The following is a 19,929-nucleotide window of genomic DNA, read 5'->3' as shown; positions in this document are numbered from 1 at the left end:
GCGGTTCGACCAATAAAAAAAATTAGAGAGGCCATGTTAGAATTTTCAAATGCGGAAGATGTGACAGCTTGGTTGGAAGCTAATTCTCCAAACGACTAGGAAATATTAGGTGAATTTCATGCTTGGAATAACACTCGGCAATCGCTACAGTATTATCCGTCACTTGGGAGGCGGCGGATTTGCTCAAACTTATTTAGCTGAAGATAAGCAGCTACCAGGCAATCACCTCTGCGTCGTCAAGCAGCTTAAACCTCACGCAACCGATCCGGAAACTCTAAAGGTAGCAAGACGTTTATTCGATACTGAAGCACAAGTTTTGTACAAGTTGGGAAATCACGATCGCATTCCCCGACTTTTTGCTTTTTTTGAAGAGAATCAAGAGTTTTATCTAGTTCAAGAATTTATAGAAGGTCACGATTTAAGTCAAGAAATTATACCCCCCCAAACCCCCCCTTACCAAGGAGGAACTGCGGGAGGTGCCCCTTACCAAGGGGGGGCTGCAGGAGTCATGCAGGAAGATCAAGTCATTTGTATATTGCAGGAACTTCTCGAAATTTTAGACTTTGTACACCAGCAAAATGTGATTCACCGCGATGTCAATCCCCGCAATATCCTCCGCAGAGATAGAGACGGAAAATTAGTTTTAATTGACTTCGGCGCAGTCAAAGAAATTACTACTCAAATCACCACTCCTCAGCTCAAAAATAGCTTGAGTGTCAGCATCGGTACTCCCGGTTATATGCCCAGCGAACAAGCTCACGGCAACCCGAAACTCAGCAGCGATATCTATGCCGTCGGTGCGATCGCAATTCAGTTTCTCACGGGTATAAATCCTCACCAAATGCCAAGAAACCCCGATACAGAGGAAATTATTTGGCAGGACAAAACATCAGTCAGTCCTGAATTTGCGAAGATTTTAGATAAGATGGTAAAGTACGATTTTCGCCAGCGTTATTCTAGTGCCGGCGAAACGCTGCAAGCTATTAAACAATTGAAAGATTCTTTCAGCGGTACAGTTCCTGTATTACCTCCGGTTGTTGCTGCGAATAAGCTTGTAAAACCCCGAAAAAAACTGTATTTAAAAATATTGTCGATCGCCAGTTTAATAGGCGTCACTATCTTAGCATCAATTTATGTTGTAAATACTTTTAATTCAGCCAATGCAACTGACCTATATAACCGAGGCAATACTCTTTACAATTTAAGCCGCTTTGAAGAAGCTCTAGCCGCTTACGAGCGAGCAATAACTCTCAGGCCGGACTACGCGGAAGTTTGGCAGGAAAAAGCCAAAACTTTATATGAATTGAAAAAATACCGAGAATCGCAGTCAGCTTATGATAAAGCCATAGAATTAAAGCCGGAATACTTGGAAGCTTGGACGGGACGCGGTTATGCTTTGGATAAGTTGCAACAACCTCAAGAGGCGATCGCATCTTTTGATAACGCTTTGAAAATCCAGCCCGACTATGCCGCCGCGTGGGAAGGCAAAGGCGATGTTCTGTTAGATTCGCAGCGGTACGAAGAAGCGATAGTCTCCTACGAAAAAGCGGTACAATTTCAGCCCAATTTGTACCGTGCCTGGTACAATCGGGGACAAGCTCACCAAAAATTAAAACAGTACGATCGAGCCGTAGAATCCTATCAAAAAGCAGTTGAGATCAAATTCGATAATTATGAAGCTTGGTACAATTTAGGCAATGTCTTCCTAGAATTAAACAAGAACCAAGAAGCTTTTGAAGCCTACGAAAAAGCCGTGCGATTTCAGCCAAATTTTTATCAAGGGTGGTACAGTAAAGGCATCGCTTTGCTGAAAATGCGGAGGCATGAACAAGCGGTAGAAGCTTACGAAAAAGCTGTTAAATTAAAACCGGATTATTATCAAGCGTGGTATAACTTAGGCTGGTCTTACCACGAATTGCGGAGGTATGAACAAGCAATTGAGTGTTACAGCAGAGCCTTAGATTTAAACCCGAAAGAGTATCAAGCGTGGTACAATAGAGGAAATGCTCAGTCCAATTTAAAGCGGTACGAAGATGCGCTAGTATCTTACAATGAAGCTGTCTATGTCAAGCCTGACTACTCGGAAGCCTGGTACAGCCACGGCAATGCGCTTGTGGCGGTAAAAAGATACGAAGAGGCGATCGCCTCCTATGACAAAGCAATTCGCTACAACCCCGATTACCGAGCCGCAATGGAAGCAAAAAAGCGGGCCGAAAGTCAGCTAGGAAGCAGCCCGCTAGAGTCCCAACAACAACAATAATTGTTATTAGTCCGCTTAGGCGGACTTTGTTTGACAAGAAGCAATTTTAATTGCAAAGTTTTATCTTTTAGCGAACAGCGGGAGCAATTACGGTAACTCGGCGGCTGTCTACTAACATCGGCCAAAAACCTCGATCGCTCAATGCTTTTACAGCAGCAGTAGCGGCGTTTTGATCCGTTGTATAAGCGACGAATAAAAAGGGACGCTGGCCGTAGGAAGCTAAGCCTACTTGCGTGCCTAATGCTTGCCTGACTTCGGCGGCTAATTCCGGTTGGTTGAAGTAATCTACTAACACTGCATAACCAGGACCCAGGGGTTGGGGATTGAAGGCAAGATTGCCGGTTGAAGGATTGGTTATTGGTTCAGAATCGGGCGCTGGCTGAGGGTTGTAGACTGGCAAATTTTGGGGTAGCGCCGCTGCGGGCGATCGTACTACGTAAGCTTGCAATCCGACAACATCTTCGATGTATTTAACCCAATCGCTGGCGATTTGCGAGTCGCGAAAGCCACCAACTCGCGTCACCGTGTCATTGATGTACCGACAAACTGTGTTGTTAGTATTTCCAGGGAAAGAGCGTTTTGCTCTTTCTTGCTGTTCGGGTGTTGGGGTGACAATTAACAGTAGATATTCATCGGGCTGAGGCGGTTGGCAGCTCGATTGAGCTTTAACAGAACTCGATAAAATGGTCAATCCCAAAAGTGCGATTGAAGTAGCAGAAAATAGGGGGAGAGACAAAATAAATTTGTACAATTTACCCCTAATTGTTGTTAGTTGTTTTGTCGGATATTTTGCTATTTTAGTCATGCTGTCTGTAGGGATGCGAGGGCATCGGGAATAGTTGCTGACGGTGCTTGAAATTCACCTGTCAGTACATATTCTAATCGCAGTTTCAACCAGGTGATGAAGACTGGATCGGTAGAAATAATAGCGGCGGCTGGTTGAGGGCATTTTGCTTTAACTTCTGCCATTGTCGGTGCTTCTAGGAAAGCGGGCTGTTTGACTAGCCAGAAGTCTATTTGTTTTTCTTGTTCGTTGTAGTTGCGAGTTCTTTCTTTAAACACTTCATCTAGGGCTTCTTCTTCTAGCAAAAAGCGTTGGCTGGCTAAAACGTAGTAGTAGGTTTGCATTTTTCTGGGTTGTTAGAGGTTGACGGTTAGCGGTTAATGCCACCTGTACCGGCCAGTTTTGCTGGTCAGGGGTGGGTTTGCCGAGTTGCGGTCGTTGGAGAGTTCTAGACTCTTGTGCCGTTTACTTTACCTTATTTGCTGTCATCTTGGGTAGATGCAGAGCAAGTCGCCTCAGAAAAATCTTTGGTGGTGAGAGTTGGGAGAGTTGTGAGAGTTGCGAGAGTTGCTGGTTTTTTGGGGATTTGGGCGATTATTTTTCGGGCTGGTGATTTTCGGGAAAATTTAGGTGACAATAGGAAATTAGATGGAATTGCAGGTTGAATAATTACTAATTATTGAGGTAAACAGGGGGCTGTTAAACCGGATTGGGAGTGGTTTGCATATGAAAATACTTCAGACAGTTTTTGATTGGAAACCCTAAAAAAAGGCTTTGATGGTGATCAATGTGCTCGCGGGAAAATCAAGGGTTTGTGACTACTACCTAAAAACAGTCCTAACTATTGTATTAAAAATGTAAAATGTGTGGATTGATTTCCTCTCGCCGGAATAGCCATCGCCCCGCTGTCACTTCCGCCATCCCACCAAAAGCGATCGCCCTCAGCCCCTGCTCAAATAAGCTCAACAAATCAGCTAAATTTGTTACCCACGTACTGCAGCCAAAGGCTAAACTAATCTAAGTTTTACCATAAAATTTTCTCCCCGTTCATGAACATCGCTTATTTAGTCAACCAATATCCCAAAGTCAGCCACAGCTTTGTCCGCAGAGAAGTGCTAGCCGTTGAAAATTGCGGCATGAAAGTCGCACGTTTTTCCATCCGCTCCTGCGAGTCTGAACTTGTTGATGGGGCCGACAAAGTAGAGCAAGAATTGACTAAAGTAATCTTAGGAGTTGGTGTACAGGGGTTAGCGTGGGGTTTGCTGCGCGTTGCCGCAACTAGACCAATTCGATTCATCGAAGCTGTGCGGTTAATGTTCAAAGTTGGCTGGCACTCGGAACGGGGGATTTTGCTGCATCTAGCTTATTTAGCAGAAGCTTGCATTCTTTTAAATTGGTTTGCAGAATCCGGTACAGCACACGTTCACGCTCACTTCGGGACAAATTCCACAACAGTCGCAATGCTGTGCCGCGTGCTTGGCGGCCCCACTTACAGTTTCACCGTTCACGGCCCTGAAGAATTTGATAAAGCGACACTTCTTTCCTTAGACGAAAAAATTAAGCGATCGACCTTTGTAGCGGCGGTTAGTTCCTTCGGTAAAAGTCAGCTTTTTCGGTGGTGTGATCGCACTTTTTGGTCAAAAATTCACGTCATACACTGCGGCGTAGATGCTGCATTTTTAGCTGCACCCTACGTCCCCATACCCGCAGCACCCCGCTTAGCTTGCATTGGCCGGCTCAGCGAACAAAAAGGTCATTTGTTATTGCTAGAAGCTGCTAACTTGCTAGCAGTTCAAGGCTTAGAGTTTAAGTTGATACTTGTAGGAGACGGGCCGCTGCGATCGGATATTGAACACCAGATTCTGCAACTCGGCCTGCAAAATCATATAGAAATTACCGGCTGGGCCAGTGGCGATCGAGTTCAGCAAGAGATTTTAGCTTCACGGGCAATGGTATTGCCTAGTTTTGCTGAAGGTTTGCCCGTCGTAATTATGGAAGCCCTCGCTCTCAATCGACCTGTAATTAGCACTTATGTGGCTGGCATCCCGGAGCTCGTAGAACCCGGTGTTTGCGGTTGGTTAGTTCCTCCCGGTTCCGCAGAAGCATTAGCGGTAGCGATGCGCGCGGTATTGGAAGCACCTCTAGAAAAACTAGAACAAATGGGGAAAACAGGAGCAGAACGGGTTGCTCAACAACACAATGTTGATTTAGAGGCAAAAAAATTAGTGGCGCTGTTTGAGAGTGCTTGAGAATGGTGCAAAACCTATTGATTAACTGACATCAAATCTGTTAGCATCGGAATTATTCATATATCTCTTCTCGACCTCTGCGTGATTCAGCGTCAATCCATTATCATCGGCGGCCCGAGAAATTATATTTTTTAACCGCAGATAGAGGCAGATAAACACAGATTAACGCAGATGAATTAGATTAATTCCGGTTTCAGCGTCCGTGATTGTTGACTGCTGACTGGATTTTACAATTCCGATGCTACCAGATTTGATATGACATCTTGCACAATTATTAATAAGTCTTTGAATGGCGGGTTCTCCTGCCCACTCTACAGGAAAATTAATTGTTTTTGGAACAGGTCGGAAAGCCTGTTTTTTTAATTAAGGCAACCTACTTACAAACTTTTTAAGGAATAGGAACTGATCGCAACAACTTGTCAACAATCGTCTTAGCCCTCCTTCCCCCCGCCGGAATCAACCTGTGAGACAGTACGTGCGGCGCCAAATCCTTCACATCATCCGGGGTAGCAAAATCACGCCCTGAAATAAACGCCAAAGCCTGGGACGCCCGGTGCAAAGCCACCGCACCTCGGGGACTCACCCCCAGAGTAATCTCCTCATCCTCCCGCGTCGATCGCACCAAATCTACAATATACTGTTTCAAAGAGCCTTCCACCTTCACACCAGCGCACAAACGACGCAATTCCTGCACTTCTTCCAAAGAAATACAAGGCTGCAAATCTTCAACAGCAAAACTATCAGAAAGCCGTTCCAACATTTGCAACTCTTCCAACGCAGCGGGATAGCCCAAAGTCAAAGACAAAGTAAACCGATCCATCTGGGCTTCCGGTAGCGGAAAAGTGCCTTGATATTCGATCGGGTTCTGAGTCGCAATCACAAAAAACGGTGCCGGAACATTTCGAGAAACTCCATCTACTGTCACCTGCTTTTCTTCCATCACTTCCAGCAAAGCTGACTGAGTTCGCGGCGTCGCCCGATTGATTTCATCGGCAAGCAAAACATTAGCAAAAACTGGCCCGGGCAAAAACTCAAACTCTCCGCTGCGCGGATTCCAAATATTAGTACCGGTGATATCCGTCGGTAACAAATCGGGAGTGCACTGAATCCGCTGAAACTTCCCATCGATCGATCGCGCCAAAGACTTCGCCAGCAGCGTTTTTCCCACACCCGGCACGTCTTCCAGCAGCGCGTGGCCGCCCGAAAGCACGGCTACCAGCACCAAGCGAATAGCATCCGCTTTGCCGACCATAGTTTTGCTTAGATTTTGTTTGAGCCGCTCAATATGTTGTCTCATATCCCTGATTACTAAGTGCTAATTGCTAATTGTGGATCAAACATCAAATGACCCAAATCTTGAGTCTTTGCCTTGCGGACTTCGTATTTGTAAAACTACAATTGATTCTGACTCATTTTGCACCATTTTTTAAACCTATGACGCTGTTCTAGATCACATAATTATTAGACTTTAGCAGTTAATACGCTTCTAGCAATATCGCAATCTGCCTGAATTTGAGTTTTGAGAGCATCCAGAGAAGCGAATTTTTGTTCGGGTCGCAAAAACTCTACCAAACTCGCGCTCAAGGTTTGACCGTACAAATCCCCAGACCAATCTAACAGGTGAACTTCCACAGTGGGTTGCAACCCGTCTACCGTCGGGCGACAGCCAACATTCATCACCCCATTGACAAAAGATAAATTTGATGCTGCGCCGGGAATTAGAGATTTGGGATTTTCCCGCTGATAGGAAGAACTTTCCTCTTTCATCTTTTCCCATCCATGCTTCAGCGAGACTCGCACCGCATACACGCCAAAACGTGGCAAAAATTTTTCCGGTGGCAGTTCGATATTAGCAGTAGGAAATCCGATCGTCCTGCCCAGCCGCTGTCCGCCAACCACAGTCCCGACTAAACTGTAAGGTCGGCCCAGCAACTGATTCGCTCTTGTGAGGTCGCCGGATGCCAGACCTTCGCGGATTGCAGAACTGCTGATCCGATCGCCCTCACCGCAATTGTGCAGCGGTACAAGAGCAACATCAATACCGTAACCCGAGGCGATCGACTGCAAATCCACAGCCGTCCCAGCGCGTCCCCGCCCAAACCGAAAATCAACCCCCACACTAATTCGACTCGCTTTTAGTTGTCGCACCAAAATTTCCTCGACAAACTCACAAGCAGTCAAAGCCGCCAATTCTCGATCGAACGGCAGCAGCACAAGTTGCTCGACACCCATTGCTGCGAGCAATTCTACCTTTTCTGCCAGAGGCGTCAGCAGTTTTTTCGGTTGACCCGTAAAAAATTCTTGCGGGTGGGGATCGAATGTCACCACAGTGCCGTAAAGCCGATCAACTCCATCAGAATCGATCCCAGAGAGGCTGTTCCCCTCTGCCTTCGTCTGACCTATCAAACCATCATAATTACGGCCGCTGTCGGCTCCATCGGGTGGTGGTGCTGAGTTGTTGTAGCAGGTCGCCGGAGGTTCGCTTTCCCAATTTTGATCTGTGCCAGCGTTTGAACGCAAGTTTTCTGCGGACGCAAAAACCGTCGCAGAATTTGGCCCAGGCGATCGATTTAAAATTGGCTGCACGACTTGTCGATGCCCTAGGTGCAAACCATCAAAGTTTCCCAAGGCAACAGAAGTTGGAGTCAGAGCAGCGGTACAAGAAGAAGTTACCCACACGCTTAAAATTTTGACATACTTAGCCAGATTGCGATCGCCAGTCGATTTTAGATTTTAGATTTTAGATTTTAGAATTGACTCCCCAGATTAATCTGGGAGGTTCAACTAGGGTCTAAACTTTTGGATTTTCCACGACACGAGTCGGGGGCTTGTATCCGTCTTTGAGTGAGGTCAGCCCTAACTTAAATTTCAGATTTCACAGATCAAGATTTCAGAACCCTCTGGCAACCTCAAATCCATCAGACAGGCACTTTAGGCGCTTGCACCCACGCTTCAGACAAATCCTTATCAGGAGGCAGCAACTGTAACGACAAACCTTCCCGCGCCATCAAACTATTCGGGAATCTTTGAGCCACTTGTTCTCCCACCCTGTCTAAAAACTCGTCATTGTGCAGGGGGTCGTGGTGAAAAATCACCAACTTTTTGACATTAGCAGCCTTTGCCACCTTCACTGCTTCCTGCCAAGTCGAATGTCCCCAGCCGACCTTGCTGCTCTTCTCCGCATAATACTCCTCATCGGTATAAGTAGCGTCGTAGATCAGCACCTCAGCATCTTGAGCCAAAGACAGCACATTTTCGTCTAAACGATCGGGAAAATGTTCGGTATCAGTCACGTAAGCAGCCGAATACCCCCGCCAGTTGACGCGGTAGCCTATAGCTTCCCCAGGATGGTTCAGCAAAGCAGTTTCCACCTTAATCTCTCCGATTTCCAGCGGTTTGCCCACTTCTATATCGTTAAATTTCAGGTCTGCCCCCATAATTTGCAGGGGTACCGGAAAATTGGGGTGCAGCATCTGGTCGTGCAGGCGCTGCTGGATAGTAGCCTTATTAGGAGCAATAGCGCCATAGATGTGAAAGCAGTTCCCAGGAATAAAAGCTGGGACAAAAAATGGGAATCCTTGAATGTGATCCCAGTGAGAGTGAGTAAAAAACATATGAGCTTTTACGGGCATCTGGGACAGGAGAGTTTGTCCCAAAACCCGCAATCCAGTACCACCATCGAAAATTAGGCGACTGTCACCCACTCGCATTTCTACACAGGGCGTGTTGCCCCCGTAACGTACTGTTTCTGCCCCGGGAGACGCTATGCTACCTCTAACGCCCCAGAAGTGAACCGTGAATTGGTTGTGCATACTAGACATGAGTTTTCTTGCAAGATTGTTCCGGCGAGTTATCGATAAGGTGTTTACATATTACTAAGGGCTTTACCATCAAACCCAAGCTCTTTGACGGTCGAGTTCCCCACTTGTTGGAAGTGCCAAGAGTCTCGCTCATCGCGAGAATGCAAAACTGTTGGGCTTGACAACTGAGCAATAAATTACAAGGTAGACTAATGAAGTCTCGATCGTAACTATTTTTTTCCTATCTTCACTAGCCTAACCTCCGCAGACACACTTTGGGGCAGCAGTTCTGTCTGAGTTTGGTCAAAAGCCGCTGTTTTTCCAGCCTCCGCAATTGCCGAACACGATCTATCGGTTGTTTGCCTTGCTGCTTTACCGGTTTGAACCCGGATGATCGGCTTCCTCAACTCCCATTAATTCAAAAATCTTAGCAGTTTAGGAATGCTCCTGCTAATTATCCAACAATACTGTCTGTGTCTGGATTCTCGGCCCGCCCGGAGGCGGCGGTTCGTCCCGCTGGTCAAGCTGATCCCAGCCTCATCTGACACCGGGGTAGCAGCGATAGTCCGGGCCTGCGGGCAAAAGGCTAAATTTTCGTCGTGCATTTCTTAGCGGACAAATTGAATCACTCAAAATTCCCCTATTTTTGGAAATTAAAAAATATCGATTTTTGGCCATCATGCCAACTCCGATCGCCATTCTGTCTCAAGAGTGATGCAGAAATATTCGCTGTTAACCTATCGTGATTTTCTCAACCATCTTCAATTGCTCTATTTTTGGTAAGGATTTATCGGAATTCAGCGCATTTGCGGTACTCGCCACGGGGTTGAATTTCCGGTATCATAGAAGCTTAGAGTCTTATTTGCCAAGAATCTAAATCAGTGCTAAAAAAGCCTGGATAACTTTAAGTTATTTTTCAAAAAAGTCAGTATGAATCAAGTTAAAAAAACTACAACCAAGCTGAATAGATCGCCTGTAAAAGTGTCCGATCGCACTTTGGAGCTCGGTAATCTTCCCTTGAGCGACCTGTCTTTAGAAATAACTGATGGTCAAGCTTTGAGGGATTTTAGTTCGGACGATCGCCCGCCGGGAACCCCAACAGCCACAGGCCGGACTGCCGCAACAAGACGCTTGAGGCTAGATGGCAAGAGCGAGTGGGCCCGATCGCCTGTGGTTTCTACTGCGTTTCTCAAGTGGCTGCTAGAGAGTTTGACTCGATCAAAAGGTTGGCTGGCAGTTGTCACCCTGGCAGCAGTTTGGGGGTGGTGGAACAGTGAATTACTGTTTTCCACGGGCCTGGGGATAGCAGCGATGATGCTGGTTTACCGAGGGCAATCGTGGGACTGGCAATTGCTGCGGGCAAAAGGCGAGCAATTTTGGGAGGGCCCGAACCGTCGGTTCGTTTTAGCCGTCGGCATCGGCGGCATTGCTACCTTGGGCGCTTACATGAGTTTGGCAATTTGGGCGGACTCCGAGAGCCCGTGGATGGCTTTGAGCCTAATTTTGCAGAATTTGGGTACGATCGCGATTGCAGGGCTGTTGCTGCAGCAAGGGTTGAGTCGGAGGGCCGCAAAAGATGAAGTGGCACTCGATCGCATCTTGGCTGATTTGACTGATGCTGACCCCGTGAAGCGTTTGATTGCTGTGCGGCAAATGACTGATTTGGTGAATCAGGGTGGGTTTGGTCCTGTGAGCTCTGTCAAAAGTTCGATCGCCCGTTCCCGCGCTGCCGAGTGCTTTCGCCTGATGCTGAGTCGGGAACCAGAAGCTTTAGTCCGCAATGCCCTTCTCGAAGGTTTGCAGACTTGGGACGCTACTTATGGCATGGCTTTAAAATCCAAAAATCAAGTCATCGACTATTAGCTGACCGTCAAAAGCGTAAAAAGTAATTTTATGAATATTCGGAGCTTTTACGCGCAGGGGAGCCCTAGGGGCGATCGGAGAATTAGACCCGACCAGATTGGGCGCCGGCATTTCATCCTGAACAATTGGGTTGCCGTCAATGTCACAAGCAGATAAAACAGTTCGTCGCGAACTGGTGACAAGTCCTGACACCCAGCGAACTGGATACTTAAAAGTTACTTCTATCAGTCCGCTTTTGGGGGCCCCCATTAACACTGTTGCCCCAGAACCCGTGAAAAACGCAGGGTTTGAAGGTTGGATGGCGACGGCATTGCTAAAAGTCACCCCCCAATGTGCAAACTGGTGTTCTACTACTTCAAAGCATTTCAAGTCTTCTAAAGCTACGCGGACGATTGCAGGTACCGTGGCGCGCGATCGCACATCTGAACCTGCGCCTGAGCGTTCTGGAGTGGCGACAAAAGACTTTTTGCCGTTTAAATCCATGCTTCGACAGGCTGTGTCAAATTCTGCCAACCCGTCAGATTGAAGACTTTTCGCATCAACCATAAAACCCTCGCGATCCCTTTTTCTGAGCAGTTGCATTTTAGTAGACCTCCCTGAGATTAGTTGTTTCTTGTGTTTTGGAATTGATAACGGCGAGGCCCGTGATTGCCAAACCTGCAATTAGGAATCGAAACCCCATCGCCCGCCCTCCAACAAAGACTTTCGACCTCAAAAGCCACTGCTCCGCAAAATATCGTGATTAATGATTTGTGATTGGCGAGCGTCGGCAAACCTGCCGCCTGCCTGAAAGCGAGTTCTAATAGTCCTCCTTTCCGAGCGCCTGCTTTCGGGGTTGGCGAACAGACTCTATTTTGTTGAGGGGTCTTACCCATCATTTTGCTATTATCTCCGATCGGCGGTAGTTTGCAAGGGTAAGGATAACTACACAGCCGAATTGCCCAAATCGCAAAACTTACTTGCTGTCTGTAGTTTCACGCTTCACCTGTACTAAAATAGATTTAAATCATTACTCAATCTTTACAAAAACGCCACCAGCTTTGCAAGTTTTTTAAACAGAGACGGGGCGGCTCAAAAGAATCTAAAATATAACAGCGATTAAGGTTAGTTTATGCTTGTACCCCTCGGCTTCGGTCAGCGATCAATAGTTACTTCTCTCGGCAGAATGGTTTACTACACTGCTGAAAAAATGCCTTGGATGGGGTTGCCGACCTCAACTTCGGAAAATAAGCCAAACTTAGTATTTTTTCACGGTTTTGGCGGCGGGTCGAGTGCCTACGAATGGTCGAAAGTTTATCCGGCTTTTGCGGCCGAATATCGAATTTTAGCACCTGATTTAATCGGTTGGGGGCGATCGGAACATCCGGCAAGAAATTATCAGGTTGAAGATTATATCACAACGTTGATCGAATTTCTAGAAAAAACTTGCGGTAGTCCGACAGAGGTGATTGCTTCTTCGCTGACAGGGGCGATCGCGATTCGAGCTGCGATCGCACGGCCGGATCTCTTCAAATCCCTAATTTTGACCATACCCAGCGGTTTGTCGGACTTCGGACAAGATTACGGCAGCAGTTTCTTCGCTAAGCTAGTCAACACGCCGATTTTAGATAAATTGCTCTACAGCACCGGCATCGCCACAGACGGCGGCATCCGTAGCTTCCTAGAACAACGACAATTTGCCGATTCGCGTCGCGTTTACCAAGAAATTGTAGATGCTTACCTCGCATCTGCTTTGGAACCAAATGCAGAATATGCCGCCCTGTCTTTTGTGCGGGGAGATTTGTGCTTTGATTTGTCGCTGTACATCACTCAGCTAACAACGCCGACAGCGATTATTTGGGGAGAAAAATCGCAGTTTACCGGGCCCGATATCGGCCAGCGGTTGGCAAACCTCAACCCCGAAGCAATCAAAGTTTTTCAACCTCTGGAAAACGTAGGTTTGACTCCGCAGTTAGAAATTCCCGCTGTCACGATTGGCTTAATTAGGCAATACTTAAAATTGCTTTCGGAAGGGTGAAGAAGGAAGAAGGAAGAAGGAATATGAATTCCCTCTTCCCTATTAGCAATGACTACTGACTACTGACTACTAATTATTCTTTTACTCGCACGTCGATGACGCTGGCGTTGAAAATGTACTTGTTGCCTTCAAGCTCTAGCGTAGTACCAATTTTGACTTTCGTATTACCTAAAACCGGGCCATTTTCAGTAAGTTGACCTTTTCCCTCTAAGGTAAACATCATATTTTTGCTGAAGGATTCTTCTTCTCTGGGGTCGGGGAGAGCTTTCAGAGTGCCGTTGGGCTGAGGAACTGCTAGGGTTCTGGTGAGAGTTTTGACAGATTTGATGGTAATCTGACCGGAGGGTTGATTGCGGATCACCACATTGATTTTATCGCCTGCTTTGAACAAATCTGGAACGTTTGTTCCTTTGAGACCGATCGCAATTGCATCAATCTCTACAGGTTTGACACTGGTGCCGACTTGGGCGACGGAACCGCCAGAAGTGCCGGGAAAGAAGAAGATTCCGACTGCAACTAGCAGTACGATCAGAGCGGCAGCTACGTCTAGAATGCTGAGTTTGCCGAACAGTCTGCCTTGAGAATCCAAAATTTTCATAATCGCCTATTATACTGATAGCGACAGGAGTATGTTTACAAGCTCAGGACTTACACAGACATCGATGAAAAACAGATGCTGCTATTGCTGAGCTACCGCTGGCAATGACATACTTTATTGATGCGTAAGTCCTGAAGCTAAAAGATATTACCACAACGATCGCCCAAAATCCGCATGATTGGGGCACTTAACCCAGAAGGCAGTTGACGGCGGTTGGTTAGGCTTGGCTCGATCGCCCAGAAGCTGGTGGCGACGGTAAAAATTGACAAAAAGCTAGAATAGCAACTAAGCAGCCTCAAATTACGTCTGCCTATTTAGTGACTTTTCGAGTTTTTCCTACAATTTTATCTAACTTCTGGCACCTATCACTCATGTTAAAAAGTTTTTGGTTGACTTGCCGGCGTACTTGTGGCCGGGGGATTTATCTGTTTATGTCCCTGATTGTGGCTGCGGGTATTGGGATGGTTTCCCCGGAACCAACTCAAGCATTTTCTTTGCCTGAACTGATTTTTCGAGGCATTCAAGTTATTCAATTGTCCAATATGTCCGATCGACAAGAGGTGGCTATTGGCCAACAAATTAATCAGCAGTTAACGAACAGCGAGTTTAAGATTGACCGCGATCGGGACACTACAGAATATATCAACCGCATCGGTCAGCGGCTCGCTCAAGAAAGCACTCGCCCCGATATTCCTTATACTTTTCAAGTGATTGACGACGACAATATTAATGCTTTTGCGACAATGGGCGGTTTTGTTTATGTGAATAAAGGTTTGATGGCAGCGGCGGACAATGAGGCAGAATTGGCAAGTGTGATCGCCCACGAAATCGCTCACATTAATGCTCGCCACGCGCTTAAACAAATGCGTCAAATGGCCATAGCTTCAGGCGTAGCTTCGGCGACAGGGCTCGATCGATCTCAGGCGGTTCAGATTGGGGTGGAATTGGCTTTGCGCCGTCCCCACAGCCGCCAAGCTGAGTATGAAGCCGATCAGTTGGGATTGCAAACTATGGGGCGAGCGGGCTACGCTCAATCTGGGATGGTTGATTTTATGAAAAAGTTGCTCAACAAGCCTTCTCCTCCTAGCATTTTGAGCACTCACCCGGCAACTGGCGATCGTATTGCTGCTATTTCACAGGCTATAGATCCGGATCTTGCTAGCGGTGAAGGTTTGAATAATGAGGATTACAGGCTAGAAATCCGCAGGCTTTTAGGTTCGTAGTAAACGTAAATCAGTCAGACACTCTCTTATTTTCACTTCTCTTTTCTTACTTCGCGATCTTCGCGTCTTCGCGGTTCCTTAAAAAATAAATCCAGTTACTAAGGTATGTCAGCAGCAAGTTAATTTCGATTTAAGAGATCGGACTTAAGCGGACATACCCTACAACTAAAACTTGATTTAACACTGCTGTTGAACAACAGAATCGATCGCAGGTTCCGGGGGTGCAATCGGCTGGGGCTTCAATTGCCTGACAACTTCGTCAAACGGCAAAATTCTGACTTGATTGTTAAATACATTTACTTGATAAACTCTGCGGTAGCTGAGGTCAAATCCTGTCAGCCAGCCGCTTTTGGGATGATAAGCACCCGTGTCAATATCCAACCACCCTTCGCCCCTGACTAATTCGCCCGGTCTGACCCCATGAAAGGTAAAGGTGATCGTGTGACCGGTGATAATTAATTTATTGGGAAAATAGGGTTTCGACATGGTGTGAAATTCCCTGCGAATCCAACACAGTTGTTCGATCGACTGTTCATCGAGGGACAGATGGGGGTCAACGCCGGCGTGAACCAGCCAGATGTCCCCTAAGTCCAGGTGCGTGGGGAGCGATCGCAGCCACTCTAAGTGTTTGTACGGCATCATCCCTGTATCTCTGTAGCTCGCTACTGTCGCATCGCCACCACTGTAGAGCCAAGATTGCCACGCTCGCATATCCATCGGCGTCCCTGACAAAGCCTCCAGCATCAGTTGTTCATGGTTGCCCAACAGAGTTTGGTAGGGGCTTTGCTGCACAAAATCTAATACCTGAGCGCTTTTGGGGCCACGATCGATTAAGTCTCCCAAAAAATAGACGCGATCGTTCGAGCTGGGGGCCAGTGCCTCTAGCAGGGTCATTAACCCGTCGTAATGCCCGTGTACGTCCCCGATAACAATGCGCCGGTGCTCCATTGTGTTTATCCGCTTCCCTGACTCAAAAGCCCCATCTCTAGCTTATAGCATCTGATTTTGCTGTTATTTGCCTCCCCTCTTTTACGGTGGAGGGGTGTCACCCATTATACTGCTTTTTATAAAGATTCTGTAAAGTTCACCAGTAGCTGTTTGCGTACCTACTGATAGAAACACAGGCAACCTGTTAATTGTGCTTCTGCAACTGCTGTTACTGAGGCAAAGCTTTGAATTATTTCACGCTTTAGGGTGCATCAGCGATTAGCCGACGGATTAAGTCGAAAATAATCCTAGCTGACACACCCTAAAATACGAGCGAGCCTTAACGATGGTCACTGAGTCAAAGCTTTGAGGAATGTCTGGAGTTCTGCCAAAAAACCTTTCTTTTTTAGAGGTTTTGCAGGTGTGGTGGACTCAGGATCGGCGCTTGGGAGAGAAGCGGCTAAAATCCGCTCTAAATCGTCTCCGACAGGTTTTTGGGCGGTTTCAGAAATTAGTTCGTATTCGTCGTTTGTTTCCAGCCACACTTGCCACGATTGGGGGTAGCAGCGGAATAAAGCAGCAGTGTCTAGGGGTCTGATGTAGTAGCAGGATTCAATTTTGCTGAGGAATCGATCGCGCAATTGGCGGCCCGCATAGCCTATACCTATGGTGGCAACATCTTCCAGGCGCGGGTTGAGTAGAATTACTGGGCGACCGGCCGCAGCTATATAAATTTTTTCGACTTGGGCAACTTCTACGGCTGCTGGATTGATCAAAAGGAAAAGTTGATCTTCTGGTGATATTTTATCTTCAACAGGGGTGCGGCTGCTACCCAAATCAGTGACTTTAAACGGTGTTTCTCCCCAGTCGCGGCGCGCGAGGGCTGCCGCACCCGTGTCGGGAAAAAAGACTTTTACTCCGGAGTAGATTTCCTCAAATTCTGGGAGAAATTGTAGGGTGATAGATTGTGCTTGCAGGGCGATTTCTGGAAATACTAATTCGACTTGCAGTAGAGTTTTGCCGTCCGAGAGGGCAGCGGCGGTGGCAATGCGGGATTGGGCGATCGCCTCGTTGAGATCCTTGGGCAGTTCTGTCATTAATCTTATTGTTTTTACTCGACTTCTCTCAATCTAATTTTACCTGAGATATTGCACTATTCTCAATTACATGTTTATAAACAGGCAAGATGCCTGTTCCACAAAAAAAATCCCTCTTTGTGGAACAGGCATCTTGCCTGTTATTGAGCATAGTGCAAGATGTAAGTTTTACCGCCTCAAGCAACAAAAGCTAACACCGACACGGGCGAACCGGAACCTCCCACAAGGCGCAATATTCCGATAACTAAAGTGATGTCAGCCGCAGGTAACAAGTCGAGATTTGCTAGATTTTCCAGCACTATGCGCTGCTTTTCCAATACCAATTTGTTAACTGCAAAACTTTCATCTCTGCCGGTATCTACCCCGTGACTGTCGGTTCCAACTCCTGCTATAGAGCGTTCTTCTAGCAAAAATTGAGTTACTGGTTTGCCAAATCCGGGAAAGTGGCAAATGCCGCGATCGTCGCGGTTGAAAAATGCTCCCTGATTATCCCAGTTTTCTTGCCACCCAGTATACAATAAAACTAGATTTCCCGGTTCTATAAGTTTGTGCTGCCGTTCCCAAGTCAATATATCCTCAATTGTTAAAGTGTAGTCGGGATTGGCAAGACTTTGCTCTCGGATGTTGATCGCAATTGCCGGCAAAACGAGCGACTGCGGGGAATAATTATCAATGCTGGCGCCTCCTGCATAAAAGCTGTTGGGTGCGTTGATGTGAGTGCCACTGTGTTCTCCCATCGAGAATTTCCGCAAGAAATACCCGTCTGTTTCTATTTGAGAGACTGTGGCAATTTCTGTCGCTGGATCTCCTGGCCAAATGGGAATGTTTGGGTGAATTGAATGGGTTAAGTCTACAATTTGGCTGTAAGCGATCGTTTTTAAGTTATTTGAGTTGAAGTTGTTTGTCATCTCTCTAAAAAGTTGCGTTATTTTGCTGGGAGTAAGGTAAGTCCTTCGAGATCCGATATCGGCCGCCTATCTTGGCAAAAGTGCTTTAACAATCTTCACTACTTCATCATAAACCGCTGACCAAGGGCAGTCATAATCACTATTAGGGAAGCCAACCATATGCTCCTTAGAAACCAATCTGGCAGGTATAATATTTTCTCGAACCAGCGGAGACGACCAGTGTTCTTCAACCCAATCCACACCGTGAAAAACAGGCCCTGCATGGACTACACCAGGCTTATTAGCAATCCATTGTACTTTTGCGATTCCAGAACTGGCGGGTATGCAGTATAAATCTACTTCATTAATAAAAACTACCTTTTCATAAGTAGTGCTGCCAATTAGAGAGTATATTGGAATATTAAAAGGCAAAAGAGTGAGAATTTCATTCAGAATATCCTTTTCCGCTACAATCATCGACTCCCCTAAAGGGTATTCTACTTCGTGGCGCCCCCAGCCATCAATAACTACTCCCAAATTAGGAAATTCCTTTGCTAGTTTTTTGATCATATTAGTATTTCCCTCAACCTGAGATACCCAAGTTCTAATACTTCTAATTTCGATCCACAAAAGAGGGAAATGTTTTTTAGCATTTTCTACTTTTTCTAAAAAATCTGGATTTTCAGAACACTTTTTTAGAGATAATTGAGTGACGCGATCCGCTAACTCTTGACTCATAAATAAGTCACTGACTTGAACAGCAAAATAGTTATTATCTAATATAGTTTGAAATAGCTCGTCATTATTAGCTAATTGAGTAATTTTATGGCTGGGTATTTCAGGAAAAACACCGCCGACATTAAAAAACTGTTTATCCCCCACTAAAAAATTTTCTATTTTCTCTAAAAGATTATTGTGCTGAAGATAGAGAATACCTGATAAATCATTCCAGTAGTAGTGGCCAAAGTTTCTATTAAATCCTATATCAAATACGAGGTTTTTAGGAATTTCGCTTTGTATATACAATTTAGTCTTTGGATAACTACTAATTAGATTACTTTTTAAAATATTGATAATTCTGTGGATTTCATCACCGAGCAACCAGTGAGGAGAAAATTTTATAATGAGTTCTTTTCCTGGTAGATAAATACACATTTTTCCGCGACAAGTATTACCAATTGCTAAGTAAAATATTTCCTGGCTAACAAAGCGGTAAAAGTGCATTGATACACCGGATTCAAAATAAACATAAAATGATTGATTAGACCTGAGAATTTTACCGCTAAAAGGGCAGACTGAGTAAATATAACCTGTTTCTACTATCGCCTTGCTACAAGCATAGTTTTTATGAGGTTCCCATACTTCAGAGACTGTTTCGACAAATTTTCTAGAAAGTTTTACTTTCGGTGTAGAAACGAAAGTATTAATATAAATTTCTTCTAAAAAAAGATTATCTTTTTTTATTATTTGTAAATTAGCCCAGGATAAGCCATAATTAGTGAGAGAAAGTTTGTCTGCTTCCTTTAAATTATTCATATCAATAATTTTATAGTGGCTGTTTTTATCAAAATAGGATTCTGCTTCAGCTTTTGTGGGAACTGTCTCAGAGATATCATCACTTTTTCCTAAATGATTTAAGTTTTTCCACAAAATTTCATAAATTTCTCCTGTTTCAGGGAATTTTTCTTGTTCACCCTTATTATTAACTTCCTGGTTGTGACTAAATTGCGGGGCTTTCTGGAAACAAGCGATCGCTTCATCCATTAAATCTCTTTCTGCCAAATACAGACTAAAATTATAATAGACCATCGCCTGATGAGGCTCGGGCTTCAATACACAATCAAAACAAGCAATAACTCGCTCGATTCCTGCTTGCTTAACTAAAAGCACTCCCCAATTACGATTTAACTCAATGGCACGATAATAAGCTAAATTAGCTGGCTCGCTCTGTCCAGTTTGTAATAATACTTGGGCCATATAATAATAGGAACATGGACCATCTGGATTAATATCTATCGCCTGTTGAAAAGAGGATATCGCCTCTTCAAAGCGCCCTAATTTGGTCAAAGCCTCTCCTAAATTATGGTGAGAACAATAAAAGTTAGGGTTTGCTTCTATGGCTTGATAGTAATAAGCGATGGCTTCCAATAATTTTCCTTTTTGTTTCAATTGGTTAGCAGTTTGAAAATAGGTATTAATCATGGTGTGGGGTTATTGGCTATTG

The 19,929-nt window shown here is 45.6% G+C and carries 18 protein-coding genes; 6 read left to right on the top strand and 12 right to left on the bottom strand.

The window, feature by feature from the left end; all coding sequences use genetic code 11:
• The first annotated feature begins 118 nt into the window (after positions 1–118).
• Positions 119–2,260: a tetratricopeptide repeat protein gene (locus tag QUA42_RS05850; RefSeq protein WP_333135925.1), complete on the top strand. Its 2,142-nt coding sequence runs from the start codon at positions 119–121 to the stop codon at positions 2,258–2,260.
• 67 nt (positions 2,261–2,327) lie between these two features.
• Here the strand turns inward: QUA42_RS05850 and QUA42_RS05845 are convergent, their stop codons facing one another.
• Together QUA42_RS05845 and QUA42_RS05840 are read right to left on the bottom strand one after the other, a co-directional pair.
• Positions 2,328–3,065: a hypothetical protein gene (locus QUA42_RS05845; protein ID WP_333135923.1), complete on the bottom strand. Its 738-nt coding sequence runs from the start codon at positions 3,063–3,065 to the stop codon at positions 2,328–2,330.
• Positions 3,062–3,388, bottom strand: a complete 327-nt coding sequence (locus QUA42_RS05840; RefSeq protein ID WP_333042436.1) for an MgPME-cyclase complex family protein — start codon at positions 3,386–3,388, stop codon at positions 3,062–3,064. Before QUA42_RS05840 ends, QUA42_RS05845 begins: the two co-directional genes overlap by 4 nt.
• Positions 3,389–3,502: 114 nt before the next feature.
• Here QUA42_RS05840 and QUA42_RS05835 point away from each other — a divergent pair, with 114 nt between their 5' ends.
• A complete protein-coding gene (locus QUA42_RS05835) occupies positions 3,503–3,709 on the top strand; it encodes a hypothetical protein (RefSeq protein WP_333135921.1) in 207 nt (68 codons plus the stop codon).
• Positions 3,710–4,093: 384 nt separating this feature from the next.
• A complete protein-coding gene (locus QUA42_RS05830; RefSeq protein WP_333135919.1) occupies positions 4,094–5,293 on the top strand; it encodes a glycosyltransferase in 1,200 nt (399 codons plus the stop codon).
• A gap of 388 nt (positions 5,294–5,681) precedes the next feature.
• Here the strand turns inward: QUA42_RS05830 and QUA42_RS05825 are convergent, their stop codons facing one another.
• From QUA42_RS05825 to QUA42_RS05815, 3 genes are all read right to left on the bottom strand, one after another.
• Entirely contained in the window at positions 5,682–6,590 is a 909-nt protein-coding gene (locus QUA42_RS05825; protein ID WP_333135917.1) for a MoxR family ATPase, read from the bottom strand.
• A gap of 164 nt (positions 6,591–6,754) precedes the next feature.
• Positions 6,755–7,972, bottom strand: coding sequence for a bifunctional riboflavin kinase/FAD synthetase (locus tag QUA42_RS05820; protein WP_333135915.1), 1,218 nt, complete (start codon positions 7,970–7,972; stop codon positions 6,755–6,757).
• Positions 7,973–8,211: 239 nt separating this feature from the next.
• A complete protein-coding gene (locus QUA42_RS05815; protein ID WP_333135913.1) occupies positions 8,212–9,114 on the bottom strand; it encodes an MBL fold metallo-hydrolase in 903 nt (300 codons plus the stop codon).
• A gap of 909 nt (positions 9,115–10,023) precedes the next feature.
• On the opposite strand from QUA42_RS05815, the gene QUA42_RS05810 reads away from it, so the two are divergent.
• Entirely contained in the window at positions 10,024–10,956 is a 933-nt protein-coding gene (locus tag QUA42_RS05810) for a hypothetical protein (RefSeq protein ID WP_333135911.1), read from the top strand.
• Here QUA42_RS05810 and QUA42_RS05805 read toward each other — a convergent pair.
• Positions 10,924–11,538 carry a hypothetical protein gene (locus tag QUA42_RS05805; protein WP_333135909.1) on the bottom strand — a complete coding sequence of 205 codons (615 nt, stop codon included), beginning with the start codon at positions 11,536–11,538 and terminating at the stop codon, positions 10,924–10,926. The two genes, QUA42_RS05810 and QUA42_RS05805, sit on opposite strands and share 33 nt — an antisense overlap.
• Positions 11,539–12,067: 529 nt before the next feature.
• Here QUA42_RS05805 and QUA42_RS05800 point away from each other — a divergent pair.
• Positions 12,068–12,973, top strand: coding sequence for an alpha/beta hydrolase (locus QUA42_RS05800; RefSeq protein WP_333135907.1), 906 nt, complete (start codon positions 12,068–12,070; stop codon positions 12,971–12,973).
• A gap of 73 nt (positions 12,974–13,046) precedes the next feature.
• Here the strand turns inward: QUA42_RS05800 and QUA42_RS05795 are convergent, their stop codons facing one another.
• On the bottom strand, positions 13,047–13,571 hold the full coding sequence (locus QUA42_RS05795) for a DUF4330 domain-containing protein (protein WP_333135905.1): 525 nt from the start codon (positions 13,569–13,571) through the stop codon (positions 13,047–13,049).
• Positions 13,572–13,708: 137 nt separating this feature from the next.
• The gene (locus QUA42_RS05790; RefSeq protein ID WP_333135903.1) at positions 13,709–13,840 is read right to left on the bottom strand and encodes a hypothetical protein; all 132 of its coding nucleotides are present in this window, start codon (positions 13,838–13,840) and stop codon (positions 13,709–13,711) included.
• Positions 13,841–13,942: 102 nt separating this feature from the next.
• Between QUA42_RS05790 and QUA42_RS05785 the strand changes: the two genes are divergently transcribed.
• The gene (locus QUA42_RS05785; RefSeq protein ID WP_333058817.1) at positions 13,943–14,794 is read left to right on the top strand and encodes a M48 family metallopeptidase; all 852 of its coding nucleotides are present in this window, start codon (positions 13,943–13,945) and stop codon (positions 14,792–14,794) included.
• Positions 14,795–14,971: 177 nt separating this feature from the next.
• Here QUA42_RS05785 and QUA42_RS05780 read toward each other — a convergent pair whose 3' ends face one another.
• From QUA42_RS05780 to QUA42_RS05765, 4 genes are all read right to left on the bottom strand, one after another.
• Positions 14,972–15,742, bottom strand: a complete 771-nt coding sequence (locus tag QUA42_RS05780) for a metallophosphoesterase family protein (RefSeq protein ID WP_333135901.1) — start codon at positions 15,740–15,742, stop codon at positions 14,972–14,974.
• A 329-nt stretch (positions 15,743–16,071) separates the two neighbouring features.
• Positions 16,072–16,818 carry a DUF1995 family protein gene (locus tag QUA42_RS05775; RefSeq protein ID WP_333135900.1) on the bottom strand — a complete coding sequence of 249 codons (747 nt, stop codon included), beginning with the start codon at positions 16,816–16,818 and terminating at the stop codon, positions 16,072–16,074.
• Between the two features lie 176 nt (positions 16,819–16,994).
• The gene (locus QUA42_RS05770) at positions 16,995–17,726 is read right to left on the bottom strand and encodes a cyclase family protein (RefSeq protein WP_333135898.1); all 732 of its coding nucleotides are present in this window, start codon (positions 17,724–17,726) and stop codon (positions 16,995–16,997) included.
• 66 nt (positions 17,727–17,792) lie between these two features.
• Complete coding sequence (locus tag QUA42_RS05765; RefSeq protein ID WP_333135896.1) at positions 17,793–19,907, bottom strand: tetratricopeptide repeat protein; 2,115 nt, start codon at positions 19,905–19,907, stop codon at positions 17,793–17,795.
• Between the last annotated feature and the right edge of the window lie 22 nt (positions 19,908–19,929).

Origin of the sequence: Microcoleus sp. Pol11C2 (genome assembly GCF_036701505.1) — a bacterium.
Classification (GTDB): Bacteria; Cyanobacteriota; Cyanobacteriia; order Cyanobacteriales; family Microcoleaceae; genus Microcoleus.
This window is presented reverse-complemented; position numbering and strand designations above follow the sequence as displayed.